14 protein-coding genes are annotated in these 15,338 nt (G+C 63.5%); 10 read left to right on the top strand and 4 right to left on the bottom strand.

The window, feature by feature from the left end:
• From ABR948_RS05580 to ABR948_RS05590, 3 genes are all read right to left on the bottom strand, one after another.
• Positions 1-1,418, bottom strand: a 1,418-nt coding sequence (locus tag ABR948_RS05580) for a phosphoenolpyruvate carboxykinase (RefSeq protein WP_428114457.1), incomplete at its 3' end; no start/stop codon positions are given.
• A 289-nt stretch (positions 1,419-1,707) separates the two neighbouring features.
• Entirely contained in the window at positions 1,708-4,308 is a 2,601-nt protein-coding gene (locus ABR948_RS05585; protein WP_428114458.1) for a CHAT domain-containing tetratricopeptide repeat protein, read from the bottom strand.
• A gap of 83 nt (positions 4,309-4,391) precedes the next feature.
• Positions 4,392-5,132, bottom strand: a complete 741-nt coding sequence (locus tag ABR948_RS05590) for a HugZ family pyridoxamine 5'-phosphate oxidase (RefSeq protein ID WP_428114459.1) — start codon at positions 5,130-5,132, stop codon at positions 4,392-4,394.
• Between the two features lie 211 nt (positions 5,133-5,343).
• Between ABR948_RS05590 and ABR948_RS05595 the strand changes: the two genes are divergently transcribed.
• The 5 genes from ABR948_RS05595 (at position 5,344) to ABR948_RS05615 (ending at position 9,371) form a co-directional block, all read left to right on the top strand.
• Positions 5,344-6,045: a response regulator transcription factor gene (locus tag ABR948_RS05595; protein WP_029587720.1), complete on the top strand. Its 702-nt coding sequence runs from the start codon at positions 5,344-5,346 to the stop codon at positions 6,043-6,045.
• A gap of 110 nt (positions 6,046-6,155) precedes the next feature.
• Entirely contained in the window at positions 6,156-7,964 is a 1,809-nt protein-coding gene (locus tag ABR948_RS05600; RefSeq protein ID WP_428114461.1) for a stimulus-sensing domain-containing protein, read from the top strand.
• Complete coding sequence (locus tag ABR948_RS05605; RefSeq protein WP_428114462.1) at positions 7,961-8,512, top strand: HPr kinase/phosphorylase; 552 nt, start codon at positions 7,961-7,963, stop codon at positions 8,510-8,512. Before ABR948_RS05600 ends, ABR948_RS05605 begins: the two co-directional genes overlap by 4 nt.
• Positions 8,513-8,643: 131 nt before the next feature.
• Positions 8,644-9,045, top strand: a complete 402-nt coding sequence (locus tag ABR948_RS05610) for a PTS sugar transporter subunit IIA (RefSeq protein WP_024509305.1) — start codon at positions 8,644-8,646, stop codon at positions 9,043-9,045.
• Entirely contained in the window at positions 9,042-9,371 is a 330-nt protein-coding gene (locus ABR948_RS05615) for an HPr family phosphocarrier protein (RefSeq protein WP_428114463.1), read from the top strand. The genes ABR948_RS05610 and ABR948_RS05615 overlap by 4 nt, the downstream gene beginning before the upstream one ends.
• Before the next feature lie 36 nt (positions 9,372-9,407).
• Here ABR948_RS05615 and ABR948_RS05620 read toward each other — a convergent pair whose 3' ends face one another.
• On the bottom strand, positions 9,408-11,039 hold the full coding sequence (locus tag ABR948_RS05620) for a glycosyltransferase family 39 protein (RefSeq protein WP_428114465.1): 1,632 nt from the start codon (positions 11,037-11,039) through the stop codon (positions 9,408-9,410).
• A gap of 114 nt (positions 11,040-11,153) precedes the next feature.
• Here ABR948_RS05620 and lepA point away from each other — a divergent pair, with 114 nt between their 5' ends.
• The 5 genes from lepA (at position 11,154) to ABR948_RS05645 (ending at position 15,326) form a co-directional block, all read left to right on the top strand.
• Positions 11,154-12,959, top strand: a complete 1,806-nt coding sequence (gene lepA / locus ABR948_RS05625) for a translation elongation factor 4 (RefSeq protein WP_428114467.1) — start codon at positions 11,154-11,156, stop codon at positions 12,957-12,959.
• Positions 12,960-13,058: 99 nt separating this feature from the next.
• Entirely contained in the window at positions 13,059-13,247 is a 189-nt protein-coding gene (locus ABR948_RS05630) for an antitoxin MazE family protein (protein WP_428114469.1), read from the top strand.
• Positions 13,238-13,573, top strand: a complete 336-nt coding sequence (locus ABR948_RS05635; RefSeq protein ID WP_428114470.1) for a type II toxin-antitoxin system PemK/MazF family toxin — start codon at positions 13,238-13,240, stop codon at positions 13,571-13,573. The genes ABR948_RS05630 and ABR948_RS05635 overlap by 10 nt, the downstream gene beginning before the upstream one ends.
• A 152-nt stretch (positions 13,574-13,725) precedes the next feature.
• Positions 13,726-13,938: a hypothetical protein gene (locus tag ABR948_RS05640; protein ID WP_428114471.1), complete on the top strand. Its 213-nt coding sequence runs from the start codon at positions 13,726-13,728 to the stop codon at positions 13,936-13,938.
• Between the two features lie 212 nt (positions 13,939-14,150).
• Positions 14,151-15,326, top strand: a complete 1,176-nt coding sequence (locus ABR948_RS05645; protein WP_428114473.1) for an acyl-CoA dehydrogenase family protein — start codon at positions 14,151-14,153, stop codon at positions 15,324-15,326.
• Positions 15,327-15,338: the final 12 nt, after the last annotated feature.

A 15,338-nucleotide genomic window follows, 5' to 3' on the forward strand; every position in this document is an offset into this window, starting at 1 on the left:
CCGAAATACTTGTCGGTGCGGAAATCGACCTTGCGCAGCGAGCCATTCAACGCCGCGGTCAACAGCGCCCGCGTCACCTTGATCGGCATCCGGCCGCCGGTGCCATACTTGCCGCCGGTCCAGCCGGTATTGACCAGCCAGCAATCGACATCGTGCTTGGCGATCAGCTCGCGCAGCATGTTGCCATAGACCGACGGATCGCGCGGCAGGAACGGCGAACCGAAGCAGGTCGAGAATTCCGGCTGCGGCTCATTGCCGAGGCCGCGCTCGGTACCGGCCACCTTGGCGGTATAGCCGGACAGGAAGTGATACATCGCCTGCGCCGGCGTCAGCTTGGCAATCGGCGGCAACACGCCGAAGGCGTCGGCCGCCAGCATCACCACGTTCTTCGGCTGGCCGGCCCGGCCGGTTCGCGACGCATTGGGGATGAATTCGAGCGGATAGGCCGAACGGGTGTTCTCGGTTTTTGAGCCGTCGTCGAAGTCCGGCTCGCGGGAATGTTCGTGCAGCACCACATTCTCCAGCACCGCGCCGAAGCGCTTGCTGGCGGCGAAGATCTCGGGCTCGGCCTCTTTCGACAGCTTGATGCATTTGGCGTAGCAGCCGCCCTCGAAATTGAAGATGCCGTCGCTGCCCCAGCCATGCTCGTCGTCACCGATCAGGGTGCGCTTCGGGTCCGCCGAGAGCGTGGTCTTTCCGGTTCCGGACAGGCCGAAGAAGATCGCGGCATCGCCGTCGGGGCCGACATTGGCCGAGCAATGCATCGGCATCACGCCCTTTTCCGGCAGGTAGTAATTCAGCGTGGTGAACACCGACTTCTTCATCTCGCCGGCATAATAAGACCCGCCGATCAGGACGATCTTGCGGGCGAAATCGATCGCGACGACGTTTTCGGACTTGCAGCCGTGGCGTTTGGGATCGGCCCGGAAGCTCGGCAGATCGATGATGGTAAGTTCAGGCACGAAGCCCGCAAGCTCGGAGGTCTCCGGGCGGATCAAGAGCGTGCGGATAAACAGCGAATGCCAGGCCAGCTCGGTAAAGACCCGGGTCTTGATCCGGAAGCTCGGATCGGCGCCGCCATAGAGATCCTGCGCGAACAGCGTCATGCCTTCGGCGTGGCCGAGGAAATCCTTGTAGAGCGTCTCGAACTGCTCCGAGGTGATCGACTGGTTGCCGGCCCACCACATGTTCTTGTCGGTGGTCGCGTCACGGACGGTAAATTTGTCCTTCGGGCTGCGGCCGGTGAACACACCGGTATCCGCGCACAACGCGCCATCGGCCGACAGCACGGCTTCGCCGGTCCGCAGCGCATGCTCATAGAGTTGCGGCGCGCCAAAGTTCCAGTTCACGCTTTTGAGTTTTTTTAAGCCGAATTTGTCGGCGCCGAAGGCACCGTTATGCACGCCCGTCTCTTGCACGAAATAACCCTCCTGAACCCGCGTATCTCGATGGCGCGAAAGCCGCTGGACGCGCCCCTGTCGCGGTAACCGTTAATTCAATATAACCGTATGACCCCGGTCCGGCGACCTAATATTGATGAACGCCGGGCTTGCCAAGCCGATCCCTTCGTATTTGGTTTATTCCGGCGCGGATCCTTGATCCGGATCAAAAACCTGTTGCGGTGCAAGGTGATCCGACCGGCGCTGCGATATGCCGATCGGGCGCCGAATTGGCGGAACTTCCGACTTGCTGCAACGCACAATAGCCTCAGCGGCTGGCGCCCTCGCCGATCAGGGCGAACGGTCCCCACAACGCCGGATAGGCATTCCTGGGCGACGAGGTGTCTTGGAGATAAGCCAGCATGGCCTGACGAAGCGCCTCGGCACGGCCGATCCTGGGGTCGGATTTCAGTCGCTGGAAAGTCGCGGTGGTAAGCCTCGTCGCGGCTTCCGAATCCACCGCCCAATGCGAGACCAGAAGCGCCCTTGCGCCGGCATAGAAGAACGACCGCGCGAGGCCGGACAAGGCTTCGGCACCCGGTTTGTCGCCGGCAATGGTATTGCACGCCGACAGCACCACCCAATCGGCGTTGAGCTTCAGTTGCGCGACTTCGCTTGACGTGAGCAGGCCGTCATCGAGTTCGGAAGGCTGCTTCGGAGTGCTCAGCGCCAGTGACGGTTCGGCCAGGCCTTTGACGTCGCCCGCGACCAGGCCATGGGTCGCAAAATAGATGATGCCGTAGTCGGCCAACGGGGCCCGCTTGACCGTCGTCTCGCTGGCGTCCGCGCCGAGATGGATGTCGGATGCGCCAACGCCGAGGTCTTTCGCCACCTCGTTCAGTTCGTCGGCGGTATCCGGCAATGGCGGCAACGCCTGCGCAAGCTTCGCGCGATCGACCCCCGCGCCCTGCCAGAAATCGGTATAGGCTGCCGTCGTCACGCTACGGGACGCCGATCTGGTCGCGGTACGCTGGTCTCCGCCGCCCTGCTGCGCCGGGTTGAACACGGGGTCCCCGAAGCCGGTCATCGGCTTGATCCCCTGATCCTTGCGCGCAAAAGCGCGCAGCGATTTCAGGCTCGCCACCGACGGCAGCACCGACACCGCCTGACGTTTGATCAGCCAGGCCGCATCGCGATAGCCATCGATTTTTTCCGGGATCGCGGCGGCCGGCTTTTCCGTCACCAGCAGATGGAACGGCAGCGCGGTTAGCGCGCCCGCCGGCACCACCAGAAGGCTGCGCTTGGCCCTGACCTTTGGCTCGACCGGACCCAGCAGCGCTTCATACAGTCCATTGGCGAGCGCAAGATCGAACAGCCCGGACTTGCCGGTGGCATCGCTCGCATTGGCGACGTTCAACCCGCGGCGAAAAGCGGCGACCTTTAGCGAAAGCGCTTCGGCGCCAAGCGGCAGCGGCTTCCAGTCGAAGCCCTCGCGCGTGATCGCGATGACGTAGCTCTCTTGGTCGGCGACCGCGAACAGCACCATGGCCTCGTCGGCGGACAGCAGAGCTTGAATCTCGGTAGCCGTCATCGGCAGCGGATTCGACAAAGCGGCGTAATCGGGAAATTCGGCCGTGAAGGTTTTTTGCAACGTGGCGCGCTCGACGGCAATCGCGGCCAGTCGGTCCCGGCTGCGTTGCTCGGCCGCGACGTCGCGCTTCGAGGGCTCCTTGGAGACCGCGGCCACGATCGCCTTGTCCAGTGTTTCGGCTTCACTGGACAGGTCCTGATCCCGGCGAACCAGTTCGGCGAGGCGATCGTTTCCCGCGGCCAGCCGGACCGCGAGCTTGTTCACGGCAACAGCCGCCGACGACTGGGTGCCGCGCTGAATGACATTGAGCGCGTCATCCAGCGCTTTCTCAGGCGGCATCAGCTGTTGGCGCTGCGCGCCCCACAATACGGCCAGCGCGACGTGCGGCTGCGCGCTGCCGCCGGCAATCAGCCTTTCCACAATCGGGACGGCGTCGGCGACGCGTCCCTCCTTCTGGTAGAGCAAGGCCAGATTATTCGCCGATGTCGCGGCATCGGGATGCGCTGCGCCCAGCGCGCGCTCGCGGATCGCCAGCGCGCGCTGATAGAGCGGCTCGGCGTCCGCGAGGCGGTCCTGCCGTTCATAGAGGTCCGCCAGATTGTTGAGGGATCTCGCGACATCGGGATGATCGCGCCCGAGCACCTTCTCGCGGATCGCCAGCGACCGCTTGATCAGCGGTTCGGCCTCACTGACGCGGCCCTCGACCTTGTCAACCTGGCCGAGATTGTTCAGCAGGGTCGCGACCGCGGGATGCTGCGGGCCGAGCGCCTTCTCGTAGATCGCGAGCGCACGCTGGAACAGTGGCTCGGAGTCGGCGTGGCGATCCTGCTTCTCGTAATTGGTCGCCAGGTTGTTGAGGGATTGCCCGACATCGGGATGATCGCGACCGAGCGCCTTCTCGCGGATCGCCAGCGACCGCTTGAACAGCGGCTCGGCGTCAGCGTAGCGCTGCTGCCGCTGGTAAAGCGCCGCCAGATTGTTCAGCTCGGGGGCGACTTGCGATGAATCAAGACCATCCAGTTTTTCCAGGATCGCGATCGATCGGCGATACAACGGCTCGGCCTCGGCATCCTGCCCCTGGCTTCCATACAGCATCGCCAGATTGTTCAGCGCACCCGCTACGTCGCGGTTGAACGGACCATAGTTCTTTTCGAGATCCGCGAGCAGCCGCTGCGCCAGCGGGATCGCCTGGGTGTATTTTCCGGCCCGGCTGAGTTCCGCGATCGCGGAACTGCGTGCACCCATCTCAATCTTTTGCGCCAACGACGGAGCGCTGAGACACGCGCCCGCGATCAGCGCCACCCCCAGCGTCAGGACCAGCCGATTGCCCGATTTCATGATCCGCACGCCTCACCGCCCCGCAGAAGAGGCGTGCCATGGGTCGCGACAACTACCGCGTCCGTTCAAAAAGTAGGCTGCGACTATCCGCCCTCCGCTGCGCGAGCGTCGGTCACGAGCTTCACCAGCATCTTCCTCAACTCTCCCGGCCCGGTCACCCGCTCCGGAAAATCCAGCCGCAGCACCCTCGTCCCGGCCGCGATGTCGATGCCATCGGGGTCGCAGCCGGTACAGCGCCAGTCCGCCGAATGGGCCCCGAGCAGCCTCGTCGCGTAGAGGTTCATCGCCTCGAGATGATCGGCATTCATGTGCTCGATCGCGCCCTGCTCGGCCTCCAGCAGGGCTGCGGCATCGGAGATATCGGTCAGGAACTGCTCCGGCTGGAGGTCGACAATCCGGCCGAACCCCGCGACCAGATGCGCCGCCAGGGGCTCGATCCTGAAAAATGAAAAATCCTTAAAGTCTACAAAGGCTTCGGCAGATGGATGGGCATTCAAATAGCGCCGGCGCGCGGTCGCCGCCTGATCGCCTTTGGCTTCCTCGGCCCGGCCCGCCAGCATGATCCGAGATCCCTCGAGCGGGTCGCCCTCGACGCGTTCGTCCAGCATCAGCGAGACCCTGGCATCGCCGAGGATATTTTTCGTGTGCAGCGCCAGGCGCGAAATCAGCAGGATCGGCGCGCCGTCGGGCTGGCTCGCGACATTCACCAGCGAACAATAGGGATCGCCGCTGCCGGCCATCAGGGTCGCCAAAGCCCCCTGCCGGCTCCGCCGCAACAGTAATCTGGCCTGCTTCGACGGATTGAAATCAGCGATGGGCTGCATCGATCATTTCCGCATATCTCATTGCATTAAGAGCCTTTTTCCGGCTAAACCAATGCCCATATAGGCTCGGTCGCCATGGTTCGCTAAGGGCATTTCGGGAACTCGGTCACACTTCAGCCCAGCTTGCATTGCTCGTTGACCGCGTTAGCAGCCCACTTATACGGCGCATCGCCGAATTGCTCTACATTTCACCGTTTCGGAAAGCAGGCTCATGCCCACAATCGCCTTGGTCGACGACGACCGCAACATTCTCACATCGGTCTCGATCGCGCTCGAAGCTGAAGGCTATCGCATCATGACCTACACGGATGGCGCTTCCGCGCTCGACGGCTTCCGTACCAGTCCGCCGGACCTTGCCATCCTCGACATCAAGATGCCGCGCATGGACGGCATGGAGACGTTGCGGCGGCTGCGGCAGAAGTCCGACCTGCCGGTGATTTTCCTCACCTCCAAGGATGAGGAAATCGACGAATTGTTCGGTCTCAAAATGGGCGCCGACGATTTCATCCGCAAGCCGTTTTCGCAACGCCTGCTGGTCGAACGCGTCAAGGCGGTGCTGCGCCGCGCGGCGCCGAAAGATCCCACCGCCGTGCCCAAGGAAACCGACGCCAAGGCATTGGACCGCGGGCTGCTGCGTATGGACCCCGAACGTCACACCTGTACCTGGAAGAACGAACCGGTGACCCTGACGGTAACGGAATTCCTGATCCTGCAGGCGCTGGCCACGCGCCCCGGTGTGGTCAAAAGCCGCAACGCCCTGATGGACGCGGCCTATGACGATCAGGTCTATGTCGACGATCGCACCATCGACAGCCACATCAAGCGGCTACGCAAGAAGTTCAAGGTCGTGGACGACGATTTCGAGATGATCGAAACCCTCTACGGCGTCGGTTACCGTTTCAAGGAAACCTGATTGACGAACACTTCGCGCGCGGCTTGTGAACTGACGCCGCCGCGCGTCTGGGGTAATATGCAAAGGCGACGCCTCGCGGAACCTTTGGCAACAACCGGCGGTTTTGGCCATTGCTTGATCGAACGCAGCCTGATCCGGGCGTGAATGCCGAGGACGCCCCGCCGTCCGTGGTGCTGGATACCGTTGCCGCCGACAATCCGCCGGTGCCGGGCTGGCAGCGGGTGCTCGGCTGGCTGCGCCGGATCGGTCAGTTTTTTTTCGCGCTCAGCTTCTCCAGCCTGACCCGCCGCATCGTTTCGCTCAACCTCGCCGGCCTGCTCGCGCTGGTGGCGAGCATCCTCTATCTTTCGCAGTTCCGTGCCGGCCTGATCGATGCGCGGGCGCAAAGCCTTCTGGTGCAGGCCGAGATCATCGCCGGTGCGATCGCGGCCTCGGCGACGGTCGAGACCAACACCATCACCATCGACCCCGACCGGTTGCAGGATCTGAAACCCGGAGAAACCTACAACGCGCCCGACGAATATTCCGGGCTGGATTTTCCGATCAACCCGGAGCGGGTCGCGCCCGTGTTGCGACGGCTGATTTCGCCGACCAAGACCCGGGCCCGCATTTTCGATCCCAATGGCGGATTGATCCTGGACAGCCGCAGCCTCGACGCCGTGCTGCGGGACAATCTGCCGCCGCTTTCCGACGCCAAGCCGGGCCTGCTGGAGCGGACCACGATCGCCATCCGCACCTGGCTCAATCGCGGCGATCTGCCGCTGTATCGCGAACTCGGACCGGAAGGCGGCAACGGCTATGAAGAGGTCGCTGGCGCCCTCAACGGCCAGAAGAACAGCATGGTGCGCGTCAATCAGCGTGGCGAGGTGATCGTCTCGGTCGCGGTGCCGGTGCAGCGTTTCCGCGCGGTGCATGGCGCGCTGATGCTCTCGACCCAGGGCGACGACATCGACCAGATGGTGACCGCCGAGCGGCTCGCGATCCTGAAAGTCGGCGGCGTCGCGTCGGCGGTGATGATCGTGCTGTCATTGCTGCTGGCGAGCACCATCGCCGGCCCGGTGCGCCGGCTTGCCGACAGCGCCGAGCGGGTCCGGCGCCGGATCCGGACCCGCGTCGAGATTCCCGATTTCACCCGCCGCCGCGACGAGATCGGGCATCTGTCCGGCGCGCTGCGCGACATGACCGACGCGCTCTATAACCGCATCGAGGCGATCGAGATGTTCGCCGCCGACGTTGCCCATGAGCTGAAGAACCCGCTGACGTCGCTGCGCTCCGCGGTCGAGACGCTGCCGCTGGCGCGCAACGAGAACAGCCGCGCGCGGCTGCTGGCGGTGATCGAACATGACGTCAAGCGGCTCGATCGGCTGATCTCGGACATTTCCGATGCGAGCCGGCTCGACGCCGAATTGCAGCGCCAGGACATGACCTCGGTCGATCTTCGCCGCCTGCTCACCACCCTGACCACGGTCGCCAACGAAACCCGCCTCGGCAACAATATCGCGGTCGAAGTCCGCTTCGAAGGCCGCAACCCCGCCGACGCTTTCTCGGTGCCGGGCCATGATTCACGGCTGGGACAGGTGATCTCGAATCTTCTGGTCAACGCCCAGTCGTTTTCCGAAGCGGGCGGCAAGGTCCGCATCATTTGCCGCCGCGTCAAATCGGAAATTGAAATCGTGGTCGACGATGACGGGCCGGGAATTCGCGAAGATGCGCTGCAGCGGATCTTCGAGCGCTTCTACACCGACCGGCCGCATCAGGGTTTTGGACAGAATTCCGGGCTCGGACTGTCGATCTCAAAGCAGATCGTGGAAGCCCATGGCGGACGCATCTGGGCGGAAAACCGCGCGGGTCCGCTCAGCGCCGAAGGCGAGGCGACGATCGCCGGGGCGCGCTTTGTGGTCAGGCTGCCCGCGCCATGAGCGACACGGCAAGTGCGAGCGTTCACGCCTCGGCCGTACTGGTCGGAAATCGCGCCGTGCTGATCCGCGGGCCGTCAGGCGCCGGCAAATCGCGGCTGGCGTTCGATCTCATTTTGGCCGGACGTGCCGGGCACATAGCGCCCGCCGTGCTGATCGGCGATGACCGCGTCCACCTCGAGGCGCGCCAGGGGCAGCTGAAAGACCAGCAGCAGGACCAGTTGGTCGTCCGCCCGGCGCGCGAATTGGCCGGCCTGATCGAAATTCGCGGGTTAGGTATTCGCCGCTGCGACTTCGCCGATGAGGCCATTGTGGGCCTGGTGGTCGATCTCGGCGCCGCGGATGCGGAGCGGCTGCCGCCCCCGGAAGCCCTGCTGACGCGCATCCACGGTGTCAGTTTACCGCGAATCCCGGTGGGAGCAGGCTATTCAGCACTCCCACTGATTGTGGCTGAATTGACGACAACCGCCGGTTACGGATCCCCCCAACCTTCGGCCAATTGCTTGAAGGGAATTGGTAACCATATCAGTCCCACACTCGCGACCGAATAGACCGGCGCGGCCCCTCTCCCAAGCATTAGATTCCGGGAGAATCGCGAAAATCCCCTCTTGCGCGGGGGCTCTGGATGGTCAAAGTGGCGCGTTCGTGCGGTGCACCAAAAAGCACCCACGAGGAGTTTCCGATGATTGGTCTAGTACTTGTGACCCATGGGCGCCTTGCCGACGAGTTCAAGGCGGCGCTCGAACATGTCATGGGCCCGCAAAAACAAATCGAAGCCGTCACGATCGGCGCCGAAGATGACTCCGATTTGTGTCGAAGTGACATTATCGAAGCGGTCAACCGCGTCGACAGTGGCGATGGCGTTGCGATCCTCACCGACATGTTCGGCGGCACACCCTCCAACCTCGCGATCTCCTGCATGAGCCGCCCGAAAGTGGAAGTGCTCGCGGGAATCAATCTTCCCATGCTGGTCAAGCTGGCCAAGGTTCGCGAAGAGCGATCGCTCCCCGACGCCATCGCGATGGCGCAGGAAGCCGGGCGCAAATACGTGACCATCGCGAGCCGGGTCCTCGCCGGCAAATGAGCGACGACGACGCGTCGCCCGAAGAGATTGCCGGACCAAGTGTCCCGACAGGCGCCGTCTCCCGTGAACTTCCCATCATCAACAAGCGCGGCCTGCACGCGCGCGCCTCCGCCAAATTCGTTCAGATGGTCGAGCGATTCAATGCCGAAGTCTGGGTGACCAAAGGCGGCGAAACCGTCGGCGGCACCTCGATCATGGGACTGATGATGCTGTCCGCCGGGCCCGGCACATCGATCACGGTCTCCGCGATCGGCCCCGAAGCCGAAGCCGCGATTGCGGCGATCACCGACCTGGTCGCCAGCAAGTTCAACGAAGAAGGCACGTGACCGGGCGCGCTGGCCAGCTTCGGGGCGCGCTGAACGCTACTTCGCCGGCGGGACGATATAAACCTTCCAGGTGATCGCGGGACCGGGATGACCCTGGAAGAAGCGCTGCGTGGTGATCGCCACTTGCTCGGCATCCCCAGCATTGGCCGCCATCCAGGCCTCGCAGACCGGCAGCCGTCCGTCCGACGTATCGCAGACGCCGATAAAGCCGAGCCGTTTGGCCTCCTCGAGCGAGGTCAGCCCCGACGACCAGACTTCGCCCGGCGTAAACGGCGCCGGATGGTCCGGACTGTAGAACGTCAGGGGCTCACCGACCTCCGTGGTGCCCGCGACCACCGCCCACCGCGAATGGAACCGCATATGCCATTCCCGCGTCAGCTCGCGGGCCAGCTGGGAGCGCGCGCCGTAGCTTAGGGCGCCGTTGGGATTTGCGGCCATCTCGATCGCCGCGATGGTCGGCGAGGCGACCAGCACCGCCAGCGTGGCGGCGAACCAGATCAGGACGAGATGAAACAGCGCCACCTTCTGAAGGCGCAGCGACGGAATGGCGACCAGCGCCAGCGGGGTCAGAAAGAACAGCGAGATGCCCCAGTCGGTCTTCATATAGACCATGAAGATCAGGCCGCCGAGCGGCGGCCCGATCGCGACCACGATCTGGATGATCCAGATATTGATCGCCTGCGATCCGTTGACGCCCGCATTGGCGCCGCGCGACCAGGCTTGCGTGAACAGCGCCAGCGGCCGTCGCACCAGCGTCGCCCACCATCGTGGCCGCAAGGCCAGCGCAAGTACCGCCAGTGCCACCGGCAGCGCCAGCAGCGCCAGATTGTGGCCGACATAGTTGAGCACGAGTGCCGCGCTCTGCGCGCGGCTCGAAAGTCCATAGACGTCGCCGGCATAGGTCAGCGGCACGAAGTCCACTCGCTCCAGCCACACCAGATGCGGAACCATCGCGACGACGAGCGTGGCAATAGCAACCCACGGCGCCGGCGAGCGCAGGAACAGCAGGCGATCGGGGTGCAGCAGCGCGGCGAGCCCGACCGCGCCGATCATGGTCAGCACCCAGTATTTCGTCATCAGCGCCAGCGCACCGGCCAGGCCGAGCCACAGGCCCGATGTCACGCTGCGCTTTTCGAACGCGTTCAGATAAGCCAGCACGACCAGCGGCAGCGTCACCAGTTGCAGCAGATCCGGATTATATTTGAAACCCTTGAAATTAAAGATCGGATAGAGCGCCAGCATCACCACGACGAAGAAGGCGCGGCGATAGTCCACCACGCGCACCGCGATCAGCCAACAGATCACGAGTCCGCAGCCCAGCGTCGTCATCGCCAGCGCGTAAGTCGCCCAGTCGGTGACCGGGAACAGCTGGAACCAGAGACCGGCGACCCAGCCCGCCAGCGGCGGATGCTTGCCGTAGCCGAGCTGGAGTTTCTGGCCCCAGGCGAACGCTTCGGCGACATCCATATGGACGTCCTGCGCCGCCTTGAGGTTGATCAGGATGAAGGTCCAGAACCAGGCATGGAGGGCGGCAAAACCGATCACCAGCCAGGGGGCGGTTTTGCGATACGAAGCCAACGCCGCGAGCCATGCCGCCAGTCGCCGGATGCTCGGTCGCCGCCGCCGGCGCGTGCGGGACGCCGCGGGCAATAATGATGCAGTTGACATGGCCCAGTGCGTAGCGCGTTTTTCACGGAAGTGGAATCAGCTTGGCGTGAAGAAGCGCCGCTAAAACGGCGTAATATGGTTGCCGCGTCGGGGGACGAATGCTATCCCGCGCCCATGACATCCATCCCTATTTCCAACATCCGCAACTTCGCCATTGTTGCGCATATCGACCATGGCAAATCGACGCTGGCCGACCGTCTGATCCAGACCACCGGAGGCCTGCAGGCGCGCGAGATGAAGGAACAAGTGCTCGATTCCATGGATATCGAGCGCGAGCGCGGCATTACCATCAAGGCGCAGACCGTGCGGCTGACCTACCCGGCCAAGGACGGCAAGACCTACATCCTCAATTTGATCGACACGCCCGGCCATGTCGACTTCGCCTATGAGGTGTCGCGTTCGCTGGCGGCCTGCGAAGGCTCGCTGCTGGTGGTCGATGCCAGCCAGGGCGTCGAGGCGCAGACGCTCGCCAACGTCTACCATGCGCTCGATGCCGGCCATGAAATCGTGCCGGTGCTCAACAAGATCGACCTGCCGGCGGCGGAACCGGACCAGGTCAAGCAGCAGATCGAGGACGTGATCGGCATCGATGCGTCCGACGCGGTGATGATCTCGGCCAAGACCGGGCTCGGCATCGATGAAGTGCTGGAAGCCATCGTGCACCGGCTGCCGCCGCCGAAAGGCGACCACGACGCCTCGCTGAAGGCGCTCCTGGTCGACAGCTGGTACGACGTCTATCTCGGCGTCGTGGTGCTGGTCCGGGTTGTCGACGGCGTGATGAAAAAGGGCCAGCGCATCCGGATGATGGGCACCAACGCCGCCTATGACGTCGAGCGGGTCGGTTTCTTCACCCCCAAGATGACGCAGGTCGATGAACTCGGCCCCGGCGAGATCGGCTTCATCACCGCCGCGATCAAGGAAGTCGCCGATACCCGCGTCGGCGATACCATCACCGATGATCGCAAGCCGGTAACCGAGATGCTGCCCGGCTTCAAGCCGGCGATCCCCGTGGTGTTCTGCGGCCTGTTTCCGGTCGATGCCGACGATTTCGAGACGCTGCGCGCGGCGATGGGAAAATTGCGCCTCAACGACGCCAGCTTCTCGTTCGAGATGGAAACCTCGGCCGCGCTCGGCTTCGGTTTCCGCTGCGGCTTCCTCGGCCTGTTGCATCTGGAAATCATCCAGGAGCGGCTGTCGCGCGAATTCGATCTCAATCTGATCGCGACTGCGCCCTCGGTGATCTACAAGATGCGCCTCACCGACGGGGAAGTGATCGAGATTCACAATCCGATCGACATGCCCGACGTGGTGAAGATCGCCGAGATCGAGGAGCCGTGGATCGAGGCCACCATCCTGACTCCCGACGAATATCTCGGCAGCGTGCTGAAGCTGTGCCAGGACCGGCGCGGTTCGCAGAAAGAGCTCACCTATGTCGGCAATCGCGCGATGGTGAAATACGAACTGCCGCTCAACGAAGTGGTGTTCGATTTCTACGACCGCCTGAAGTCGGTCTCGAAGGGCTATGCCTCGTTCGACTATCATCTCACCGACTACAAGCCCGCCGACCTCGTCAAGATGCAGATCCTGGTCAACAACGAGCCGGTGGATGCGCTGTCGATGCTGGTGCACCGCCAGCGCGCTGAAGGCCGCGGCCGCGCCATGGTCGAGAAGATGAAGGAACTGATCCCGCCGCACATGTTCCAGATTCCGATCCAGGCGGCGATCGGCGGCAAGGTGATCGCGCGCGAAACCGTGCGCGCGCTGCGCAAGGATGTCACCGCCAAGTGCTACGGCGGCGACATCACGCGCAAACGAAAACTTCTGGAGAAGCAGAAGGAAGGCAAGAAGAAGATGCGGCAGTTCGGCAAGGTCGACATCCCGCAGGAAGCTTTTATTGCCGCGCTGAAGGTGGATAGCTGAGGCTCCCGATCCGCCATTGAGATTCCCGTCGTAACATGTTACGCTTTGTCCATGGCCTCGACCCCGAAAAAGTCAAAACCCCGCACCCCGCAGCAGCGCATGGCTTCGCGCCGCGAGCGCCTGCGCGCGCAGGGGCTGCGGCCGGTGCAGCATTGGGTGCCGGATCTACGTAATCCCAAGGTGCTCGCGGAAGTCCGCCGTGAGGTAAAATTGATGGCGCAGCATCCGGAAAACGATGCGATCGATAACTGGATCGAGTCGGTCTACGATTGGGAATCGTGGAAATAACGCGCGGCGATGTCGTGCTGATGGTCGTTCCGAGCGATCTCGGACGACCGCGGCCCGGCATCGTCGTTCAAGCCGACGAGTTGACCGCCGGCCTCTCGACAATCCTGGTCTGTCCTGTCTCGTCTGACCTGCAGGCCGGACTTTCACTCCGACCGCTGATCGAGGTTGCGCCGGGAAACGGTCTTCGCCTTCGGTCGCAAATCATGACCGATAAACTGGTCGCGCTCCGCCGCGACCGCGTTCGGCGGGTTATCGGCCGCATCGACGCTGAAACATCCGAACAACTCGACCGCGCGCTGCTTCTGGTCCTCGGGCTGGCGCGATGACCGGTGTGCAACCAGTGCAGCACCCATCCCTCGCGCCCATCCTGAACCAGCCCTGAAATCTGCTCCGTTGATTGAACCTGCGGGAATGTCGACGCCACTACCCTGCGCGTACAATGCCGCGCGCTGATATGCGGCACAAAGGGTAGTTTGTGATGCGAAAGAAAAATTGGCGGGTGATCATCGTTGGTGTCGTGCTGTTGGCCGTGGCCTGCATCTTTTTCCTCTTCATGAAGGGTATGGCACCGCAGTCGACGGATCCCGTCGCCCTGATGCAGACGGTTGGGCAGGTCTCCGGCATCGTCGGCGGGATCAGCCTTGCCATGATCATTGTCGGGCTGGTCGGCAAGAAGACCCCGGCCAGCTAGCGCCGACGGCCGGGTTGCGCCGCGCCAAAGCAGCGACCAAGACAGCGACCACAAATTTTCATCATGGCCAGTGGATATCGAACTGGCGCGGCGCGTGGCCTGTGGCCAACGCGGCACACTTTTATCCCCGCTTGCCCATCTTGATCCGCGACGGCAGATAGATCACCATTGCGCCGTTGCCAATCAGAACCCAAAAAGGGGCGAGGAAACGCATGAACAAACTTCCCGGTTTCGGCCTTGTCGACCGCGCGCGGGCGCTGCAGCCGTTGATCGCCAGCGAGGCCGAAGAAATCGAGCGGACCCGGCGTCTGACCCAGCCGGTGGTTGCCGCCCTGATCGAGAACGGGCTTTACCGGTCGCTGCTGCCGCAAAGCGTCGGGGGGGCCGAGGCGCAGCCCCAGATCTTCATGCAGGTGCTGGAGGAAATAGCCAAGGTCGATGCCTCGACGGCCTGGTGCCTCGGCCAGTGCAGCGTCTGCGCCATGACGGCGGCCTATCTCGATCTCGATGTCGCGCACCAGATTTTCGATGCCCCCGACAGCATCCTCGCCTGGGGCGCGATCGCCAACGAGGTGCAGGTCGTTCCCGGCGGTTATCGCATCACCGCGCGCTGGGACTTCGCCAGCGGCTCGCGCCAGGCCAACTGGCTCGGCGCCCATGTCCGGGTCATCGAGGCCGACGGCACCAAGCGGTTAAAGCCGAATGGCACGCCGGAGATACGCACCATCGTCTTCCCGGCGGCCAGCGCCACCATGCACGATGTCTGGGACGTGATCGGCCTGAGGGGCACCGGTACCGATTCCTACTCGGTCGATGATCTGTTCATTCCGGAAAATTTCGCGGCGTTGCGTGACGACCCCTCGGGCTTGCGCGAAACAGGGCCGCTCTACGGATTCACGACTTTCACCATGTTCGGACTGGGCTTCGCCGCGATCTCGGTCGGCGTCGCGCGCGCGACGCTCGATGCCGCCATCGAACTGGCACGCGGCAAGTCCTCGGTCGGCCTCAAGGCGATGCGCGAGAACAACGCGGTTCTGGGTGCGATCGGACGCATGGAAGGCAATTTGCGCGCCGCGCGCGCCTATATCTATGCAACGGCCGGGGAAGCCTGGAGCGAGGCCACGCAGACAGGCAAAGTTTCGGAAGAGCGCCGCGCGGCGATGCGTCTTGCCGCGACCTGGACCATTCATCAGGCGGCTTCCGTGGTTGATGCGGCCTATCACATGGCCGGCGCCACCGCCGTGTTCCGCGCCAACAAGTTCGAACGCCGGTTCCGCGACATGCACGCCATCGCGCAGCAGATCCAGGCCCGCGACAACCATTATGAGGATGTCGGCAGGGTGATGCTGGATGCCACCGCCACCATCCCGCGCGGACCGACAAACTAGGTCGCGCGGGCA

It is taken from the genome of Bradyrhizobium sp. (genome assembly GCF_050014615.1).
Lineage (GTDB): Bacteria > Pseudomonadota > Alphaproteobacteria > Rhizobiales > Xanthobacteraceae > Bradyrhizobium.

What these genes read in the sequence shown, in the direction of transcription:
- ABR948_RS05585 (WP_428114458.1), bottom strand. Translation starts at nt 4,308, where the DNA reads ATGAAATCGGGCAATCGGCTGGTCCTGACGCTGGGGGTGGCGCTGATC.
- ABR948_RS05590 (WP_428114459.1), bottom strand. Translation starts at nt 5,132, where the DNA reads ATGCAGCCCATCGCTGATTTCAATCCGTCGAAGCAGGCCAGATTACTG.
- ABR948_RS05595 (WP_029587720.1), top strand. Translation starts at nt 5,344, where the DNA reads ATGCCCACAATCGCCTTGGTCGACGACGACCGCAACATTCTCACATCG.
- ABR948_RS05605 (WP_428114462.1), top strand. Translation starts at nt 7,961, where the DNA reads ATGAGCGACACGGCAAGTGCGAGCGTTCACGCCTCGGCCGTACTGGTC.
- ABR948_RS05610 (WP_024509305.1), top strand. Translation starts at nt 8,644, where the DNA reads ATGATTGGTCTAGTACTTGTGACCCATGGGCGCCTTGCCGACGAGTTC.
- ABR948_RS05615 (WP_428114463.1), top strand. Translation starts at nt 9,042, where the DNA reads ATGAGCGACGACGACGCGTCGCCCGAAGAGATTGCCGGACCAAGTGTC.
- ABR948_RS05620 (WP_428114465.1), bottom strand. Translation starts at nt 11,039, where the DNA reads ATGTCAACTGCATCATTATTGCCCGCGGCGTCCCGCACGCGCCGGCGG.
- lepA (WP_428114467.1), top strand. Translation starts at nt 11,154, where the DNA reads ATGACATCCATCCCTATTTCCAACATCCGCAACTTCGCCATTGTTGCG.
- ABR948_RS05630 (WP_428114469.1), top strand. Translation starts at nt 13,059, where the DNA reads ATGGCTTCGCGCCGCGAGCGCCTGCGCGCGCAGGGGCTGCGGCCGGTG.
- ABR948_RS05640 (WP_428114471.1), top strand. Translation starts at nt 13,726, where the DNA reads ATGCGAAAGAAAAATTGGCGGGTGATCATCGTTGGTGTCGTGCTGTTG.
- ABR948_RS05645 (WP_428114473.1), top strand. Translation starts at nt 14,151, where the DNA reads ATGAACAAACTTCCCGGTTTCGGCCTTGTCGACCGCGCGCGGGCGCTG.